Raw genomic sequence first — 18630 nt, 5'->3', positions numbered from 1 at the left:
GAATACTCTACGATTGATCTTCCTCGTCACGGAGTGACCCCCTTTCATTTTCTTCCGAAGAGCGGGCTTTGCACGAGCCCATGAATCAACGAACGGACGCCGAATCCGCGCTCGGCAGCGTCGTCAAGAACCGACTCGACCTCGGCGCGGTCGGCGAACGAAACGGGGGACCCGGTTGCGTAAACGATCAGTCGGTGCAGAAGATTGCGGGCAAGGCGTCGCTCGTCCGCCGTCAGCAGCGCTTTGAGCTCGCGTACATCGGTGAAGGAATCGCCGCCGCGGAGCGTTCCAGAGGAGTCGACCGGCTGCGCCAGCGTGAAGACAAACCGGTTTCCGTTTTTGCCGTACCCCGCAACGGGGTCTCCTTCATTGCCGAGGGCGCGGTAGCGATCTCGCCAGCCGCCGGCTATGTCGAAGCATTCCAGTCCCAGTCCTACGGGGTCGAACTTGGCGTGGCACGCGTTGCAAGAGGCTGTTGAGCGATGCTTCTCGAGCTGCTGACGGATCGTTTCTGCTCCACGGATGTCGGGTTCGATCGCGTCCACTCCGGAGGGGGGGCCAGGTACTTCCACGCCGAGCAGCCGCTCCGACACCCAGGCGCCGCGGACGATGGGTGAGGTTGTCGTGCCGTTGGCCGTCACACGCAGTACGCTGGCCTGCGTCAACAACCCCCCCCGTGTCGAATCCGGGGGCAGGTCTACGCGCCTAAGCCCGACGCCCTCGACATCCGGGATCCCGTAGTGCTGAGCTAACCTCTCATTGACGAACGCGAAATCCGCCTCGACCAGGCGCCGCACCGGCAGGTCCCGCGCAATCAGTTCGCGGAAAAACATCCGAGTCTCTAGGACAGAGGACTCCGTGAGCATCTCATCCAGGTAGTAGTCGGGGTAGAGGGCGGCGTCGGGGGCATTGGCGTCGATATCCCGGAGGTCGAGCCAATAATCAAGCAGCGCGTTGATAAACCGATCGCTACGCGGATCATCGAGCATACCATCAACGGTCGAAGAGACGACCTCAGGCTCGCTCGTCGCAAGGCCTTCGGGCGGCAAATCGGCCTCGGGCGGACCGTTCCAGAGGAAGTAGGATAGACGTTCGCGGAAAGCATGCTGATCGAGCGGCCCCGCGGCAGACTCAAGGTACAAGAATTCGGGTGAGCAAAGCATCGCCGAAGTCGCCGCAATGAGGGCCTCTGTAAAATCTTGGTCCAACGCGATCGCTCGCCGGAAGACCTGCATGCTCGGCTCCGCACCGGGTCCCTCTTCCTGCGTGAGCCGCCCCTGAAACCTTGTGAGCAACCCGCGGGCGTCGTCCTCTTGATTGTGGCCGACAAGTATTACCCGACCTTCATCCGTTGTTTCGAACGGAGAGTCGCCAAACACCGCTTGGTAGCTCGCAGGGGGCCACGAATCGCTCAGGGGACCTTCGACCTCCAGCCAATTCATGGCGAAGCCCGGCACGCCGTCTTGGGTGGCGTTGGGGTTGCCGCTCCAGCCGGGTCGGGTCCGCACAAGCCGCGCGGCGTCGGGCCGGATCCCCTCTCCGGTCCGGAGGTCAACCACGCACTCAAAGACACTCGGCTCGGGGTGCGAATCAAACGTTGTCAGCCAGCGGCTTTCGCCGCCCGGCTCGAGAGCGTAGAGCGTTACGGGCTCGCTGCGTCGGCCTTTGAATGTGACGTTGCGATCGGGCCGCCACCACGCCCGGTTGCCGCCGGTAAGACCGTGATCGTCGCCGCCGCTGGCGCCATTGGGCCCAGCCATAAAGGTGTAGGTCTTGAAACGGATCTTGTACCGACCGTCGGTGGGGGCTTTGAGCCTGGTGAAGTCGTAAGTCGTAGTCGCGCTGTAGGCGCCGCTGAAAACGCCCATGGCCTCGAGTTCCCGTGTAGCCTGATCCGTGGACCCGACGGACATCGGCCGCTTGTTGCGGATGATCTCAGGCTCCGATTGCCACCCCAGGAGCGGGACAATCGATCGGGTAGCGGCCATCTGCCCAAACCGGTAGTGGACAAATCGCTGAAGAGTCGGTTCCTCACGCGCATAGAACCGCCTGACCTTGGGCTTGTGCGCGGCCGCGTCAACGGCGAGCCGGACCGCTCGACTCGAGGCTTCCAAAAGACGCTGAAGCTGGATGTGGGAAAAATCGAGCCTCTCGCCGCTCTTGCAGAACAGGTCCTTGACGCCGTCTTCGGGGAGCGCGTCCGCAACCTGCAGCCAGGGCGCATCGAGAACAGCTCGCAACTTGTTTTCATACTCTTCGCGATTTAGCCGCCGAACTTGGGAACGACCCGCGAGCCGGACCCGCTGCCGGTCGTGCCGAACGAGCAACGCCGCGAGCGCCCGTAGCGTGTGAAGAGAGTCCGCATGAACGGCATTGACCGGGGGGCCGGACTCCGGATTCGAGCGAGAACTCCACCCTACCGGAGCGATCGCAACGGGAACGCCATCACTCGGTGGCGGCATCTCCCCGTCACGAACCCGATCGTGGATCTTGATCCATTGCTCGAAGACGGCAGGGTGATCGAAATCAAATGAGAGCGTGCCGAGGTCTAGCCCTGCCTCCGCTGCGGCGCCTTCATGGCAGTAGAGGCAATTCGATTCAAGAAACCCCCGAACGACCTCTTGATGGTTGTCACTTGCAGGTGTGGCGCCGACGGCCAGAAGGCATGCCGCCCAGCAGGCTAGGCCTCCCGCTGGTAGACGGGCGGTGCGACTCAAAGGCCATCGCCGGCGTCCGTATGTGGCTGCGCATCGGCCGCTCACCCCCGCGTTCGAGCTAACTCCAGTACCAATACTCCGATTTGTCATGGCAACCTTGGAGTGCGTTAGCCCAGCACTTTCGGACAGCGGCGGCGCCGGGTTGGTGTTGTCATTGGTTGTGGTCCACTACACGGTCCCAGGCTCGGGATGCATATCGACCGGTCGTCACGGCGCCGGGCTACGCCAGTTGCGACGCAGTTGGTTTACTCGGAGGGCGTGCTTTGACTGGTCGTCGGTGAAATAGGCCGAGTGCGGCAGTTCGCCGAGGGTGATCAGCGTCGAGCGGGCCGACTGGTTCTCCGGCAGCTGCTTGAGTCGATCGGCGACCGGGCGGGCCAGTTCGCCGAGGCTTTCGAGCGCGCTGCCGGCCGCGTCACCCTCCTCGGTCGTGTCGCCGAGCAACCCGACGAGTCGCTCCAGGCCCGGCATCGGATCGTCCATGCGGGTGATTGCGTCGGCCGCGGCGACTACCACGTCGGCGTTTTTGTCGTTCATCGCTTCGACCAGTTCAGGGGGGGCCGTCTCCAGGCGGCCGCGTTGAGCGAGGGTCGCCAAGCCCATAGCCCCCCAGAACCGAATCGCCGGCTGCTCGTGCGCGAGCAAATCAACAAGTTCCTCCTCGTTGGCCTGGTCGCCCTGGCCAGCCATCTCGGCCGCCGTGTACAGCGTCTCCAGCGGGAAGTTGGTGCGGCGGACCCAATCGTAGAGCGGTTCGTCGCCGTGCTCCCGAGTGGTGAACGGGAACAGCCCCAGGTCTTTGCTGTCGCGGAGGTGGCGGCTGACCACGCCACGCAGCTCGCTTAGCTTCTCCGAATAGGCCGGGTCGTCGGCGATGTCTGTCATCTCCCACGGGTCGGCCTCAAGGTCAAACAGCATCTCGGTCGGGCTGGGCTCAAAGATCGCCTTGTGCCGTGGGTCCTTCAGGGCGTCGGCGTAGTACGCTTTGTCCCACGCCATGAAGGCGGGGACGCCCCACTGGTAGCTCTGCCTCAACGCTTCCGGTCGATGAGGCGCGTAGGCGCGGATGTAGTGAAACCGCCCGTCGCTGGCGTTGCGGTAGGGCGCGTAGTGCTGGCTCTGGTTGGTGCGGAACTCGAGCTGGTACGGCTTGGGCTCGGCGCCGGGCCCCAGCACATCGCGGCCCTGCATGTAGTTTGGAACCTCGACGCCGGCGAGCGACAACACCGTCGGCGCCAGGTCCTCGAAACCAATCAACCGATCGCTCGCCTGGCCCATCGGCAGGCCAACGCGGTCGCGCCACTTCTCGGGAACCCAAACGACCATCGGTACGCGGAAGCCCGTGATAAACGGGAACGCCTTCTCCCTCGGCTGCACGCCGCCGTGGTCGGAGAAGAAGAACACGATCGTCTCCTCCTTCAGCCCGCGTGCGTCTAGGTCGTCGAGGAACTGCTTAACCCACTGGTCGACTTCGTTGATTCCTTCCTGGTGCAACGCAATGTCCGAACGCACCTCGGGCAGGTCCGGCAAGAACGGCGGGACGTCGATCTCGTCCAGCGGTAAACCCTCCAATTCCCGCCGGCCCTCGAGCGTGTAGCTGCGGACACGGACCATATGGACCGACGCCTGATTGAACACGGCAAAGAACGGCTGCCCCGGCTTGCGCTTGCCGCTGTTGTAGGTGGCTTTGCCGCCGCTGACGTCCCACGCGGCGTCCATCCCCCGGCGTTTATCGGGTCGAGCGGTGTTGTAGTCGGTCTTGCTGTTATTGGTAGTGTAGTAACCCGCCTCTCGGAGCAGCCTGGGGAAAAAATACTGCTCTACCGGCACTCGCCAGTCGGCCCGGTGCCAGTCGGTCCCGTACGTGGTGGCCGGGCAGCCCGAGATGATCGTCGACCGTGCCGGCGAGCAGTGCGGGGCGGTCGATGAGGCGTGGGTGAATTTCACCCCCTCGGCCGCGAGGCGGTCGATCGTCGGCGTCTGGGCCAGCCTGTTGCCGTAGCACCCGAACTCTCGCTGGCTGGTGTCCTCAATGGTGAGCCACAGGATATTGGGCCGGTCTTGCTCGGCGGCTTGAACGTAGGGCGAGGCGAGTGTAGCCAACCACGCGGCAACACCGACGACGATTAAGCACCGCGCGTGGGGAGAATGATCGAACTTCGAAGTGCGCATCGAAAATGACCTGTGCGAATAGAATTGAGCCGCTACCAACTGCGCGAGCAACGAGATTTACGCTGGTTGATCAGAGAGTAGAAAGGTCTGCTGACTTGATTCTATCAAGCAGAGCCAGCCATGTGATCTAAGCAACCGCTCGAGAATAACTCCCGCAGTTCCCACCGCATAGACTTCCCGCGGTGTTTGTTCCCGTCGCGGAGGGGTAGCGATGGGTTTGTACCACGCGGATGTCGAGCGGCGGATGGTGAACTTCTTCGGCACGCTCTCGGAGAAGGACCGGCGGCGGTATGCGGCGGTGGAGGCCGAGAGGCTGGGGCGTGCGGCAAGCCCTACATTTCGGAGCTGTTGGGGTGCGACCACGGGACGATCCGGTCTGACGAGGAGGAAGCCGAGTGCCTCCCCAGCGACGAGGCCGCGGGGCGGGTCCGAGATAAAAGGGTCCAGCACGCAGGAGTTCGTAGCAGGAATCCTGGGTTTGCGGAGATTTCCCCACTTTTTATTGCTAAGTTTTCCGCCCCCCGATCGTTAGTCTTTGTCGCCGAAGCACGGCAACTGACCTCATCGAAAGTCGCGTCGACCGTGGGTGTGCCCGACGCATCTGATCGGCGCCCCTGTTCTCGCCTCCCAAATGCTCATCAATTGGAGTCCGCCTAACACTACAGCGCTAGGTCACGTCCATCTGCATCGTATCAGGCCTTTGAGAATGATGCCGTTTCTCCGCAGTTTTTTCAGGTTTCGCTTCCGGTGGGAGGCCCGCGCGGCGGCGTTGCGTTGTTGCCAGTGCTGGATGACGTTGGCGGTGTGCTCGATGAGCGTCGGCGAGGCCCGGCCGTTACGCTGCCAACTCGGCAGCAGCGCGCCGACGGCGGCGTGGACTTGGCAGACCGTGACCTCCGGATTTTTTCCCCCGCAGCCGTTCACGACAGCGGGCCAGGAACAAGTAGCTGACGCACGACAGGATCAAGTGGCGTTTGAGACCGAGGTAACAGCGGCCCTCCCACTGATCGAGTCCGATCTCCTGCTTCTGGTCGCGGAAGCACCGTTCGACGCGCCACCGCGAGAACGCAACCAGCAACAACGTCTCGATGGTCGTGTCGGACGGGGCGTTGCTGATGAAATACTTCACCTCATCGTGGTTCAATGCGTTGCGGGCGACGAGCAGGTGGAGTTCGATCCCCGGCAACCCGTCGTCGTTCTTCATGACGATGCGGGCGTGCTTCGCCTCCCACACGAGCGGCCCCTTCTCGCCGTCCTTCACGTAGTACCGGGTCCACGCTTGATCGCGCAGCTCGGGCCAGTTCTCGGCGAGGTCTTGCACGCTCTGCGGGGCGCTCGCTGCGGCGACCAACCGCGGGACCTTGCGGGGCCGGCCGCGACCGCCGCGGCGAAAGGGTCGCTCCGTCACGCGCGGCCGGTCGGTCCAACACGAGAACGTCGTCGGGACCTCGGCGACGAAGCGTTGCTTTCGACCGTCCAAGCCCTGCAAAAACAGCGGCTTTCCGCCGTAGCCTTCGTCGAACGTCAGCCAGTCGAACATCACGCCGTGGGCCGCGGCCCGATCGCAAAGCTCCAGGGCGATCTTCCACTTGGAGCGGTAGACCATGTCCTCGGGAATGCCGGCGGCCCGACACCGCTGGCGGTCCTCCGACCAACTCTCCGGCAAGAACAGCTCGCCGTCGACCAGCGCGTGGAAGTCGCCGGTCGCGTAGCCCAAGTGGACCGTGACGATGCCGTTCTCCTGCTTGCCGACGCAGCCGCAGTACTGCCGCTGCACGCCGGGCGTCTTGTCCCCCTTCTTGACGTCGCTCGTTTCGTCGATCAGGCCGATCGAGTGCGGCCCCGCATGATCTCGGAGGACGATCTCTTGGAGTCGCCGGCGCACGGCGTCTTCGTCCCAGCGGTGCTGGGCCAGGAACTCTTGCAGCGTCCGCGGCGCCACTCCGGCGGCCAGCGCCATCGGCTCGCAACTCTTCGCGGGCAGTTCGGAGAGTTGGCCTTCGACGTAGGTTGGCAAGTGCGCACGAGTATCTCGACGCGAGAAACAGGCGTCGAATTCGTGCAAGTAACTCGTCAATTCCGGCTTCAAACGGCGGATCTCATCGGCGTCCATGCTAGCGGCCCTGCGCCAGGTCGCCCCCCTGCGACACCAACAACATGGCCGATCGCCCAAACGCAAACAAGATCAACGTAGCGCTGTAGTACTAATGTGCTCTCGAATGTGGCTGAAGTTGATTCTCGTCGGCTTGTCTCTGGTGGCTGGTGGCTTCGCTACGGCGGCGCCCATTCGCTTCGATTTCGGCGATGGAAGCGTAGATGTCAACACTGGCGTGGCGGCCAATTTCGTCGTGCCCGCTGTCTCGTTGTCACCCCAATCGAACGCCGTCGATGGCGTCACCCTCACTCTAGAGGGCATGACGACCACCCCTCCAGGCGGAGTCTACACCCCCAACTCTCAGGGCTTTGGTATCGAAACCAGCGGGGAATCCGGCAATGGCGGGCAGCGGAGCCGAATCGGCGCCACGGAAGATGGAGAGACGGTTCACTTCAGTTTCGACACAGACGTGTTCCTCATCTCGCTGAGGCTTGGGAATGTGAACGGCGCCGACGAAGGTGTTGCGCTGGCCTTCCTGTCGGGCGATGACCCATTCGCGGGTGGCAGCTTCACTTACACGACTGCCGACTCTGGAGCCACCGAGGGACCAACCTACGACATCCCCTTAGGCAGCATTTTCGTGACCGCGGGCACGCTGCTGGAGTTTCGCTCATTGAATGACGCCTCAGGCGGTGTGTTGTGGAACGACCTTGTCGTGAGTACGGAGCCGGTGCCGGAGCCGGCCACTGCGTCGCTTCTCCTGCTTGCCGCCATCGGAGCGTGCTTCCCGGCCAGGAGAGCTGCGCACCAGAGCCAGAATCGGTAGGCCGGGAGCCGTGAGCGAAGGCTCGTCGCCTTTTCTATCTTCGATCACAGTCATCATCAGAACGGAAGACGTCATGCGTAACTGGAAGCTTCGGGCCGTGGCATCGGCTGCACTGCTACTCAGCGCGTACAGCGGCGTCCATGCCGCAGAAGTGCTCAGGCTGAGTTTCGAGAACGCCGGAAACCTCGCACAAGACACGAGTGGCAACAACCGGACCGGCGCCATCGCGGACGCCGGGTTCTTCGGGGTTCTCGCTTCTTCCGCGAATGTACGGCCCGGCTCCGCGGGCGCTTCCTCGGCGTTGTTCGAGCCGATCGACTTCGAGAACGGGAAGTTCATCCAGTTCCCAACGGCAGCGTTTCCCAACTTTACTCCGAGCGACAACTTCACCGTCCGGCTTTGGGTCAATCCCAATCAAGCCTTCATCGACGACCCGATGGGCTCTAGGGGCATCGTGTCCGGGGTTTCCGAGGGCGCCTTTGCGAACTCCGATTGGCAGATTGAAAACGGCTCCACGGTCGCGAGTGTAACGGCGTTCGGCTCGTTCGACCTGGTAGACGGGGGGGATCTGGCGGCCGATACCTGGCAAGAAATCATCCTCTCCTACCACGCGGTTCCTCAAACCGTGCTCGCCTACGTCGATGGGCAGCTTACGGGCGTTGGCGGCTTCCCTGTGTCGATGGAGTCCTTCATCGTCGGCGCCAATCGCAATCTGGTGCGCGTGTACAGCGGGCTGATGGACGATCTGGTGGTGTCCGACACGTCGTTCATCCTCGACGGAAACGGCATGGAGAGGGCTCTTGGTGATCTAGATTTCGACGGAGACATTGATCCGGCCGACTGGCAACTCTTCCGTTCCGGGCAAGGAGCTGATTTGAGCATGTTGACAACGACCGCCGCCTACCAAATGGGCGATGTGAACTTCGACGGCGTGACAGACATCAACGACTTCGTCGATTTTAAGAGCCTCTACATCGACGCGAACGGCGCCGCGGCATTCGCGGCGTTGCCAACCTTCGGCGCCGTCCCCGAGCCATCCGCCGGGCTCTTGGCCTGCTGCGGGTTTGTTCTGATGGCCGCGGTGCGAGCGGCCGGACGCGTTCGGTCCTGGACGCCACGCGTCGTCCTTGTTGCTGGATGCGTCGTCGCACTAGCGGCGTGCGTCCTTTCGGGCGCTCCCGCCAGCGCACAAGTGATCGTCTTCGACTTCGGGGCCACCAGCAATTTCCCGATCGCCGATCAATCGCCGCTTGATCCCCTAATGAACACCCAAGGGGGCGTCACCATGACGCTCCAGGGATTTACTACAAACGCGCCCGGCTCGTACGGATCGAACGCGACAGGCATCGGGATTTTCTCTGCTAACGACGCCGGCAACACCAACACGATGCGTCGCATGGACACGGCAGTGGACGGGGAAACCTTCCGGTTTAGCTTCGATACCGACATCAACCTGTCGTCGCTCCGCGTGGGGTCCCTGCAGTCGGAAAATGAAGGTTTCCGGCTGTCGTACGTCTCCGGCGGCGTCGATCCATTCGGCGGCGGCAATTTCACCTACATCACCTCCGACATGGGCGCCTCCGAAGGCCCCGAAGACGACATCCCCCTGGGAGACATCGCGGTCGCCGCGGGTACGGTGCTCGAGTTTAGTTCGCTAGAGAACGTGGTGAACGACAATGGCGGGCTGCTGTGGAACGACCTGCGGGTCTTCATCGGCGCCCGGCCTAGACCGCTGACCCTGCAAGTGTTTAGCAATGGAGAACTAAGGCTGGTGGGGGGCACCATCGGCGGGGCGACCCCTCCGCCCGGCATCGAGATCGACGCCATTCAGATTGTCAGCGCGGACGCGGGTGCCGATGGCGGCTCGCTGAACCCCGCCGGGTTCACGGGCCTGGCGGGCGACCCCGGCTTCCCGGGCGGCAACGGGTCGGGCAACGGCTGGGAGCCGGGCTTGGCGAACTCGGCTACCTTCATCGCGGAATCGTTTCTGCTCGGAAGCTCCGTCGTCCTCGATGGAGCCGAAATCTCGTTGGGTTCCGGCTTCGTTCCGGGTGGCGAGCAGGACCTCACGTTCCTCTACCGGCAGGTAGGTCAAACCGAGATCCAGACCGGCATCGTGCGGTACCTAGCGTCGGAAGGCCTCAGCGGCGATTTCAACGACGACGGCGTCGTGGATGCGGCGGACTACACCGTGTGGCGCGACAACCTGGGCGGCAACGAGGCGGTGCTGAACGGCAACGGCGACGGCAGCGGCACGGTCGATCCGGGAGACTACACCACGTGGAAGAACGGCTTCGGCAACCCAGCCGTCGGCGGCGCCAGCCCGGGCAGCGCCGTGCCGGAGCCCGCCGCCGCGGTGTCTCTGTTCGTGGTCCTTGGGGGTCTACTGGGCCGCCGTACCTGCGGGTTTTAATCGCCGTCGTATTCATGACCACAAGCAGGCAATCACCGAGAAAATGATGGATCACGATCCGAAACGCTTGAGCCAGACGCGCGTCAGTAAAGCAGATATTCATCAAGCGGGCTTCACCTTAGTAGAACTGCTGGTGGTTATCGCCATCATCGGCATCCTGGTCGCGCTCCTGCTGCCGGCCGTGCAGGCAGCCCGTGAAGCGGCGCGGCGATCTCAGTGCACGAATAACCTCAAGCAGCTTGGGATCGCACTTCACAACTACGAGTCGTCAAACAAGCGGCTCCCCCCGGGCAACCTTGGTTACGACGCGAAAGCGACAACGCTCACGCGCTTGGTCGACCACCCGACCGAGGTGGCGACGGCGTTCGTGCCTTTCATCCTGCCTTACCTGGAGGAGTCGGCGCTGTTCGCTCAGTACGACTTCAAGCAAAGCACGCAAGATCAATACGCGGTTGCGAACAGCCCCGTCGGGCAGAAGCTCGCCGCGTTTCAGTGCCCGAGCGACGAGTCGCAGAACGCTTCGGCGTGTGTTGCCGGCGCCGGAATCGATTGGAAGGGCAATTACGGCATCAACTGGGGAGCATGGCGGCAGATCTGCCAGATCCCGCAGGCGCCGAGCACCGATGCGCCGCACCCCGACTGCAACGTCGGGCCGCCCAACCCATTGGCTTCCGCAACGCTGCGCGTCGCGCCGTTCCACCTAAGCTTCGGGGCGCGGCTCGCTCAGGTTACTGACGGAACCTCGAAGACGCTCGCCATGATGGAGATGAATCAGCCCCCGGGCGACACGGAGTGTGACCGACGCGCCCGTATCTGGTGCGAGAAGGGGGGCTGCGGCAACATAACCACCTTCCTGTCCCCCAACAGCAGCGCGCCAGACGAAGGGAACTGTCGAGAGTACGAACACGCGCCCTGCAACCGTCTAGGCGCGAACAATCAAGCGAGCAACACGCAGTCGTACACCAGCAGTCGTAGCAGACATCCCGGCGGTGTGATGGCCTTGCTGTGCGACGCCTCGGTACAGTTTGTGGCTGACGATATCGACCTACCCGTCTGGCAAGCGCTGAGCACCATGAATCGTGGAGAAGTGGTTGACGCATCTTTCTGATTGGAAACAGGCGACCGCGCGGCTATCGATCGTCATTCTCGCGCTCTGGGCGTGCGTACGTTGCGGCGAGAGCGGACGGGCGTCCCTGCGCGGCGAGGTCACCTTTAATGGCGATCCGTTGCCCAGTGGCGCCATCGTCCTACGCCCCCTCGGCGACGGCCAAACAGCCGGCGCCGATATCGTCGATGGGCGGTTTAGCATCGGACGGGTTCCGGGCCTGGCGCCGGGCGAGTACCGCGTGGAGATCAAGGCGATGCGGGATACAGCTCAGACTTTCACCGATCCGGAGAGCGGAGTAACGGAGGCAGAAGTCGAGCAATACTTGCCCAAACGATACAATTCAAGGACGGAATTAGCGATCGACATTAAGGAGGGGGAGGACAACGAACACACGTTTGAGTTGCAGGAGTAGCGGCTGCCGCAGGGGGGTGGAAAGCGCCCGGTCATTCGAGTCATCACTCAAGCGCCGCTCTCCGTCCGTACCCCGCCGGTCCGATCGGTAGCCTGCCCCGCACACCTGCGATAGTCAACCAGCGATAATCAAGAAGTCTGCACATGTCAAAACTACGAACACCCCTGGCCCTCATCGTCGCATCGCTCGTCCTGAGCGACGTTTGCCCATTGGCGCAGGGCAAGCCGAACATCGTTTTCATCATGGCGGACGATCTAGGTTGGTCGGACACGAGCAACGCGATCACCAATCTCGGCCATCCAAGCGACTTCTACGAAACGCCCGTCCTGGAGCGGATTGCTAGCGAAGGCATGGCGTTTACCAACGCTTACACCAATGGGGCCAACTGCGCGCCCACCCGCGCCGCCCTGCTGACCGGCGTGTACGCCTCGCGGCCGTCGAACTACGTCTTTAACGTCGGCAGCCTGAACCGAGCCGGCAACAACACGATGCTCGTCGGCCCGGAGCAGGGTCTCGCGGATGGCGAAGTGGCCATTCCGACTTCGAGTTTCACGTATGCGGAAATGCTGCAAGCCGCGTGCTATCGGACCAGCCATTTCGGAAAGTTCCATGTGACCGAGAGCGGCACAGACGGGGCGAACCTCATCGTCTCGGATCACGGCTTCCATGAAAACTTCGGGGGACAGGCCTCCGGCGGCCCCGGCGCCTATCACGCAAGCGGCGGGACCTTCGGAAGCAGCATCGGCCCGGGCCTCGACCCCTACGCGGCGCCCTACACGCAACAGTACGTGAACGCCAACCTCAAGCCGTACGCCTCCGGCGTGAGCGATGCCGCCATGGATGCTCTGGTGGGAACCGACAAGCACGTGTCCGACGCCCTGGCCGACGCCGCGATCGACTTCATGGAGCAGGAGAAGTCGGGGCCCTTCCTCGTGCAGTTCAACACGTTCGCGGTGCACGGGCCTATCGGTAATGTCCATGCTCGAAGCGACCTGCTGGCGAAGTACCAGAACAAGGCGCCCGGCGTAGAAGACAGCAACGCCTCATTCGGGGCGCTGATCGAAGGTCTCGACCAAAGCGTCGGACGTCTCGTCAACTACCTGGAAACCACGCCCGACCCTTCCAATGCAGGCCATACCCTCGCCGAGAACACGCTGCTGCTGTTCTACTCGGATAACGGCGGCAAGCAAAGCCAATCGAACAATGGCCCGTTGAAAGGCGAGAAGGGCCAGTATGACGAAGGGGGCATCCGTGTGCCCCTGATCGCGTGGAGCGGCAATCCTGACCTAGTGGATGGAGGCTCTGTCAATCACACGCCGGTCATCGGCGTCGATTTCTATCGGAGCTTCGCGGCTCTAGCCGGGGGCGCTGTGCCCCAAGGAACCACGGTCGACGGGGTGGACATCTCGCCGCTCTTTGCGGATGTCGAAGCAACGGTGGAACGCGACTCGCTGTTCTGGCACTTCCCCGGCTACCTGACCGAAAGCGGCAGGGATCAGGCGCCTCAGTCGGTCATTCGGGCTGGGGATTGTAACCGTTCACGACCTGGTGAATTGATTCACGCCGCGGCGTATGCATTGGCGCTCTTTGCTGTCAGCAGTGAGGGTGCGGTCCTTCTTGCGAAGTGAGCCTGCATCGCTTCAACGAGGTACTCGTAGGCGCTGCGGTTCTGGAGTCGGCAGGTTTCCGAGACGCTCAGCATCCGCTCTAGGTAGCGGCTTCCCGAGGCGCTCTGCGTGCCGAAGCTGAGCTTGCGGTAGATCACGGCCGGGCGGAGCGCACGCTCGGCCGTATTATTGGTCGGCTCGACCCCTTCCACCTCCAGGAACGTCCACAAGTGCTCTTTGCGGGGCAGCAGCCCGTCGCAGAAGCCGACGAGCTGCTTGTTGCCGCTGTAGCTGCCGCGCAGCACGAGTCCGTTCACGCTGTCGCGGATCGGCGCTGCGTCGGCCTGAAAGGCGCGCCACTTGATCTTGCCGGCTTTGTAACGGTTCCAGAGCTTGAACAGCCGGACGTGCTCTCGCATCAGGTCGCGTCCCAGATGTTTGACTTGGCCGTTGGGCGAATCGATCAGATTCTGGATGTCGCGTTTCAGGTGGGCCCAGCACCACTGCAGCCGCTTGCCGTCGAGGTACATCTTGGCCCGATCGCAGTTCAGGATGATCCCCGAGTAGTCGCCAGGGCGATCGCACCATAACTCACCTCCCGCACAGGACTTCCAGCCGATACTGGTCGCTCCATGCGGCCGCGAGGCGTTTGTTCTTGACGCCCAGCTTGCGTGAGGTGTTGTTCTTGAGCAGGCTCAGCGCTGTCCTGCGCAGCAGGCTGAAGTTGGCGTCGGCGTGGCCTTTGCGGATGCGGCATTGGTCTTCGCCGAAGGTGACGTCTAGTTGCCAGTGCAACGCGTTCTCGATCGCCCAGTGGCCACGGACCGCGTCGGCGAACTTTTGGCCGCTGAGGTAGCGGCTGGCGATGTAGTAGCGGGTGTCGTGCGTCTGCGTTCCGTCGGCGTGGGTCGTGATGCGGCACGCCAGGCCGATCGCCTTGAGCCCGCGCCACTTGCTCCCCTCGTCGAACCCGTCCGGAAGCTTCGCTAAGTAGTAGTAGCGATCGTCCTGCCGGCCGTGCCCCTTCTCGTGCGACTCGGAGCGGCGGCAATCGATGCCGCTGCAATCGTCTTCGAGGTGGGCGGCGAAGAAGCCCTTGATCGCTGTGTGCAGCTTGGGCTGGTTCCCCTTGACCGCCAGCACGTAGTCCCCCCCTCCCACGACGATCTGCTCGGCGATCTCCCGCTGGCAGCCCATCGCATCGATCGTCACCAAACACCCCTGGATTTCTAGGATATCCAGCAGCTTGGGAATGGCCGTGATCTCGTTGCTCTTCGCGTCGGTGACCACCTGCCCCAGCGCGATGTGATTGGCCGACGCCCACGCGCTGACCATGTGGATCGGCGCCTTGCTGCTCGCCGCGTCGAAGCTCCTCCGTAAGGTCTTGCCGTCGATCGCGATCACCTGCCCTTCGGTCACCTCGTGCAACGCCGTGATGAAGCTCAGCAGGCACTTCTCGAACTCCGCCGGCTTGATCGCCGCGAAGACCGCGTTGAAGCGGTCGTGCGAGGGGACCCCACTGCTCATGTCCAAGAATCTCGCCAGCCAATCCTTCTTCTCCCGCGACCAGTCGGCGATCGCCACGAAGTCGTCCGCCCCGCTCAGCACCGCGCACAACGCCATCGCCACGATGTTCACCAGCGGGTAGGTCACCTCACGCCGACGCGGGTCGGTGAGGCCCTCGAAATGCTCCGCAATCCGCACGCTCGCCTTGGCGCCCATGCCCATCCCTCCAGGTCCCGCCGGCCGCCAGGCAACACCTGCTGCCATTCCAAACGCCGGCTTGCCTAGAGGGTCGCATATTGCCTAGCTTGGCGCAATCGCCGTGCCCGCCACGCTGCAGGCCTGCCTTGTACTCGTGCTGCTTTGTCCGGTGGCTGAGGGGGCCGCTGCTGTCGAAGAGAGCAGGACCACCTACCCCAACATCCTGCTGGTGGTTTCGGACGATCATAGCGCGCCGCATGTCGGTTGCTACGGGAACCCCGACGTCCGCACCCCGGTGCTCGACCGACTGAGCCAGCACGGCATCTTGTGCCGCCGTGCTTATGTGACGGCGCCGCAGTGCGTGCCTTCACGGGCGTCCATACTGACGGGAAGAATGCCGTTGGAAATCGGGCTGTGTCGCTTTTCAGACAACCTTCGGCGCGAAGTTAAGATCCTGCCGGAATACCTCTCGCAGGTTGGGTACTTCACGGGCTTGTGCGGTCGTGCGTACCACCTGGATGGATCGGGCGACGCCAACCGCCCCGCGATACGCGCCCTGCTGACGCAAGACGAGCTGCCGAACATCAAAGAGCGTGTCGACTTCTGCAGGGTCGCCGGCCACCCGAATCTCGGTGAACAGGCCCTGAAGCAGATGCAGGAGTTTCTCGATCAGAAGCCCGCCGATCGGCCCTTTTTCCTGCAGCTATGCTGGAGCGATCCCCACCGCGGTTGGGACGACGCCCCCAAGCCGGACCCCATCGATCCGCGCCAACTGACTCTGCCGGAAACCTATCCAGACACGCCAGGCGTGCGGAAGGACCTCGCGGAGTACTACAACGAGATCAACCGGCTCGACGCCCACACCGGTCGGGCTTTGGAGGTACTTCGGGAGCGCGAGCTATACGACAACACGATCGTCGTGTTCATCGGCGACAATGGCGGGAGTCAGTTCCGCGGCAAAGGCACGCTCAACGAACTGGGGATCTGGGTGCCCCTGATCATCCGCTTGCCCCACGACGAGCACGCAGGGACAGAACTAACGCCGCTTGTCAGCGCGGAAGACCTTGTTCCTACCCTGCTTGAAGCGATCGGACTCAGTATCCCGAGTGAGATCACCGGCAAGAGCTTCTACCCGGGGCTAGCGGGCCGCGACTACGAGGCGCGTGAGTACGTCTTCGCGGAACGCATGGGGCATACCGCCGCCCTCCCCGTGAACAGCTCTGCATTTGACCTGGGAAGGGCCGTGGTGAGCGAGCGATTCAAACGGATCTACAACTGCATCTGGCAACTCCCCTACACGCCGGTCGACTTCGACCATGCGCCCTTTTTCAATCATCTAAAGAAACGCAACGGAGCGGGCGAGCTGAGCGAGTTGCATTCGCGCCTCTACTTCTCCGACCGCGCCATGTTCGAGCTGTACGACCTGGCCGAAGACCCGCTGGAGCTCAACAACCTGGCGGGCTCGGCGGAGGCGCGCGAGGTCGAGAACCGGCTACGCACGGTGCTGAGCGCCCAGATGATGCGTGCGCATGATTTTCTGCCGCCGCCGATTCCTGGCAAGAAGGGCTGGTGATCTTGCGGTGTCCCCTTTGTCTTCACGCGGTGTCTAAACCCACCGTGTCACGGCCGGCGGCTTGGTGTTCGGTTGTGTCGCTTCCAACCCGTTCTTCACCTATCCCCCCGCGGACCCTATGAATCTTCTGCTCGCTCGAATCGCGCTGGTCGTTTGTTGCACCGCCACTTGCTCGGGGCTTCTCCGGGCCGCCGACAAGCCCAGCATTCTTCTGATCTACGCGGACGATGCCGGATTCAACGACTTTTCGTTTCAAGGGGCAGGAGAATTCAAGACGCCCTGCATCGACCGGCTGGCCCGCGAGGGCGTGGTGTGCACCAGTGGCTACATGACTGGGTCGGTCTGCGTCCCATCGCGCGCAGGCATGCTGACGGGGCGGTATCAGCAGAGGTTTGGGGTCTACTCGAACGACTTCAGCCTCAATATCCCGCACGCCGAGCCAAACTTCGGGGAAGCAGTACAACCGCTTGGTTACCGCACGGGCGTTATCGGCAAGTGGCAGATCGGCACAGACAAAGGCTACTGGCCGACCGAGCGGGGCTTCGACTACTTCTTTGGCTTTCTGGCCGGACACCGCGACTACTTCGCGTACAAACGCAACTCGAAAAAGGCCAAGAACACGTCGTTCCGGTTGATGGAGAACGACGGCCTCATCAACGAGTTCGGCAAGGACTTCTACACCACCGACCTGTTCACCGAGAAGGCGATCGCGTTCATGGAGGAGAGCCGGCAAGCCGACGAGCCGTTTTTCCTGTATCTCTCACACAACGCGGTGCACGGACCGCTGCAGGCCAAAGAAGACGACAAGCAGCCCTACGTCGGCCTCGACGATGTCAAGCGCCGCACCCTTGGCGGGATGATCGCGGCGCTCGACCGTAGCACGGGTCGATTGCTGGAATACCTGGAGAGTAGCGCCCTGCGCGAGAACACGCTTGTCGTCTTTACCAACGACAACGGCGGCTCTCCCGCCACGAACGCCGACAACGCCCCGCTCAATGGGCACAAGGGCACGATCTATGAAGGGGGTAACCGAGTGCCCTTCGTGTTTTCTTGGCCGGGACGGCTACCCGAGGGAGTGGAGTATGATCGTCCAATCATCTCTCTGGACCTCTATCCCACGTTTGTCCAACTCGCAGGGACCGATCCGTCAACACTTGAGAGGCCGTTGGATGGCGTGGACCTTATGCCGTACATCGGCGGGCAGAAGAAGGGAGCTCCCCACGAAGCGCTGTTCTGGAAGATGCAAGACGCCGCCGTCAGAGTGGGCGACTGGAAGCTGATTCGATGGGACTCGCGGGGCGGTGACTGCGAATTGTTCAATCTGGCGGAGGACATCGGCGAAGAAAACAACGTCCTTGAGGACCACCCGGACGTGGCCCAGAGCCTCAAGACCAAGCTGGAAGCCTGGGAGGCAGATAACGCGTCTGACTCTCGGAAGAAGAAAAAAGTGACGCCGACGGGAAGCCCGACGGTCTTGGTCCAGTAACCCCTCACCCATGTGAATCGCTCTTGAGTGCCCTACCCCGATGCGTGGCGGTAACACCGTGTCGGGAGGTAGTTTCGGATCTTGGTTTCCGTGAGGAGGTCGAGCGCTTGCCCGCAGAGCCGGACGAGCCGTTCTTAGACGCGTTGGGCTGCGTCGCGGAGGCGGCGTTTAAGCTTCCGGAAGGCGACCCCGAAAAGGTTGACGTCGGGGGAGTAGGGCGGCAGGCAGCGGACCTCGGCGCCGGCCGCTTCGATGGCCCGGGCAACGCGGGCCACTTAGGCTCGGGAGGCCGTCCGTCAACACCACGGCCCACGCCTTGAAAGCTTGACTATTGATGGCGCCCTCGACACGCCTCGGGCGACGAACCCTGTCGAGCGGACCGCCCCCAGGAAGGTGGTGGTGCCCCATCGCCCGCATGGGGTCTTCTCAACCACCCGAGAACCCTTCTCGCTGCGGCCACGGGTCCGCATCATGTTGGTCTTGGCTCAAGTCTCGTCGAGAAAGATCACCCGGTCTG

General features: G+C 62.8%; 12 protein-coding genes and 1 pseudogene. 7 read left to right on the top strand and 6 right to left on the bottom strand.

Translation table 11 applies throughout. The features are described 5' to 3' along the window. Positions 1 to 44 precede the first annotated feature (44 nt). From Pla175_RS20840 to Pla175_RS20830, 3 genes are all read right to left on the bottom strand, one after another. Positions 45 to 2807 carry a DUF1588 domain-containing protein gene (locus Pla175_RS20840; protein ID WP_145290048.1) on the bottom strand — a complete coding sequence of 921 codons (2763 nt, stop codon included), beginning with the start codon at positions 2805 to 2807 and terminating at the stop codon, positions 45 to 47. 117 nt (positions 2808 to 2924) lie between these two features. Then, a complete protein-coding gene (locus tag Pla175_RS20835) occupies positions 2925 to 4889 on the bottom strand; it encodes a sulfatase family protein (protein ID WP_145290045.1) in 1965 nt (654 codons plus the stop codon). 835 nt (positions 4890 to 5724) lie between these two features. Beyond that, on the bottom strand, positions 5725 to 7002 hold the full coding sequence (locus Pla175_RS20830) for an IS701 family transposase (RefSeq protein WP_315851498.1): 1278 nt from the start codon (positions 7000 to 7002) through the stop codon (positions 5725 to 5727). A 106-nt stretch (positions 7003 to 7108) separates the two neighbouring features. Between Pla175_RS20830 and Pla175_RS20825 the strand changes: the two genes are divergently transcribed. The 5 genes from Pla175_RS20825 (at position 7109) to Pla175_RS20805 (ending at position 13371) form a co-directional block, all read left to right on the top strand. After that, complete coding sequence (locus tag Pla175_RS20825) at positions 7109 to 7810, top strand: glycoside hydrolase family 28 protein (protein ID WP_145290042.1); 702 nt, start codon at positions 7109 to 7111, stop codon at positions 7808 to 7810. Positions 7811 to 7883: 73 nt separating this feature from the next. After that, positions 7884 to 10223, top strand: coding sequence for a LamG domain-containing protein (locus Pla175_RS20820; protein WP_145290038.1), 2340 nt, complete (start codon positions 7884 to 7886; stop codon positions 10221 to 10223). After that, positions 10186 to 11331: a DUF1559 family PulG-like putative transporter gene (locus Pla175_RS20815; RefSeq protein ID WP_145290035.1), complete on the top strand. Its 1146-nt coding sequence runs from the start codon at positions 10186 to 10188 to the stop codon at positions 11329 to 11331. The genes Pla175_RS20820 and Pla175_RS20815 overlap by 38 nt, the downstream gene beginning before the upstream one ends. Further along, a complete protein-coding gene (locus tag Pla175_RS20810) occupies positions 11315 to 11743 on the top strand; it encodes a carboxypeptidase-like regulatory domain-containing protein (RefSeq protein WP_145290031.1) in 429 nt (142 codons plus the stop codon). The genes Pla175_RS20815 and Pla175_RS20810 overlap by 17 nt, the downstream gene beginning before the upstream one ends. 143 nt (positions 11744 to 11886) lie before the next feature. Continuing rightward, positions 11887 to 13371, top strand: coding sequence for a sulfatase-like hydrolase/transferase (locus Pla175_RS20805; RefSeq protein ID WP_145290028.1), 1485 nt, complete (start codon positions 11887 to 11889; stop codon positions 13369 to 13371). Positions 13372 to 13438: 67 nt separating this feature from the next. Here Pla175_RS20805 and Pla175_RS20800 read toward each other — a convergent pair. Beyond that, positions 13439 to 13880: pseudogene (locus Pla175_RS20800) on the bottom strand (IS66 family transposase); the annotation flags it as partial. Positions 13881 to 13941: 61 nt separating this feature from the next. Continuing rightward, entirely contained in the window at positions 13942 to 15072 is a 1131-nt protein-coding gene (locus Pla175_RS20795; protein ID WP_145284379.1) for an ISAs1 family transposase, read from the bottom strand. A gap of 103 nt (positions 15073 to 15175) precedes the next feature. Here Pla175_RS20795 and Pla175_RS20790 point away from each other — a divergent pair, with 103 nt between their 5' ends. Both Pla175_RS20790 and Pla175_RS20785 read left to right on the top strand, forming a co-directional pair. Next, positions 15176 to 16627 (top strand): sulfatase family protein, encoded by a 1452-nt coding sequence (locus tag Pla175_RS20790; RefSeq protein WP_197527025.1) that lies wholly within the window; start codon positions 15176 to 15178, stop codon positions 16625 to 16627. A 118-nt stretch (positions 16628 to 16745) separates the two neighbouring features. Beyond that, positions 16746 to 18113, top strand: coding sequence for a sulfatase-like hydrolase/transferase (locus tag Pla175_RS20785; RefSeq protein WP_145290019.1), 1368 nt, complete (start codon positions 16746 to 16748; stop codon positions 18111 to 18113). Between the two features lie 134 nt (positions 18114 to 18247). Here the strand turns inward: Pla175_RS20785 and Pla175_RS26235 are convergent, their stop codons facing one another. Then, complete coding sequence (locus tag Pla175_RS26235) at positions 18248 to 18388, bottom strand: hypothetical protein (protein WP_197527024.1); 141 nt, start codon at positions 18386 to 18388, stop codon at positions 18248 to 18250. Positions 18389 to 18630: the final 242 nt, after the last annotated feature.

It is taken from the genome of Pirellulimonas nuda, assembly GCF_007750855.1.
Classification (GTDB): Bacteria; Planctomycetota; Planctomycetia; order Pirellulales; family Lacipirellulaceae; genus Pirellulimonas; species Pirellulimonas nuda.
The sequence above is the reverse complement of the archived record's forward strand: the minus strand, read 5'-3'. Positions and strand labels throughout refer to the sequence as shown.

Coding starts and splice junctions, on each gene's coding strand:
- Pla175_RS20830 (WP_315851498.1), bottom strand. CDS start 7,002: ATGGACGCCGATGAGATCCGCCGTTTGAAGCCGGAATTGACGAGTTAC.
- Pla175_RS20840 (WP_145290048.1), bottom strand. CDS start 2,807: ATGACAAATCGGAGTATTGGTACTGGAGTTAGCTCGAACGCGGGGGTG.
- Pla175_RS20795 (WP_145284379.1), bottom strand. CDS start 15,072: ATGGGCGCCAAGGCGAGCGTGCGGATTGCGGAGCATTTCGAGGGCCTC.
- Pla175_RS20805 (WP_145290028.1), top strand. CDS start 11,887: ATGTCAAAACTACGAACACCCCTGGCCCTCATCGTCGCATCGCTCGTC.
- Pla175_RS20820 (WP_145290038.1), top strand. CDS start 7,884: ATGCGTAACTGGAAGCTTCGGGCCGTGGCATCGGCTGCACTGCTACTC.
- Pla175_RS20785 (WP_145290019.1), top strand. CDS start 16,746: ATGAATCTTCTGCTCGCTCGAATCGCGCTGGTCGTTTGTTGCACCGCC.
- Pla175_RS20835 (WP_145290045.1), bottom strand. CDS start 4,889: ATGCGCACTTCGAAGTTCGATCATTCTCCCCACGCGCGGTGCTTAATC.
- Pla175_RS20825 (WP_145290042.1), top strand. CDS start 7,109: ATGTGGCTGAAGTTGATTCTCGTCGGCTTGTCTCTGGTGGCTGGTGGC.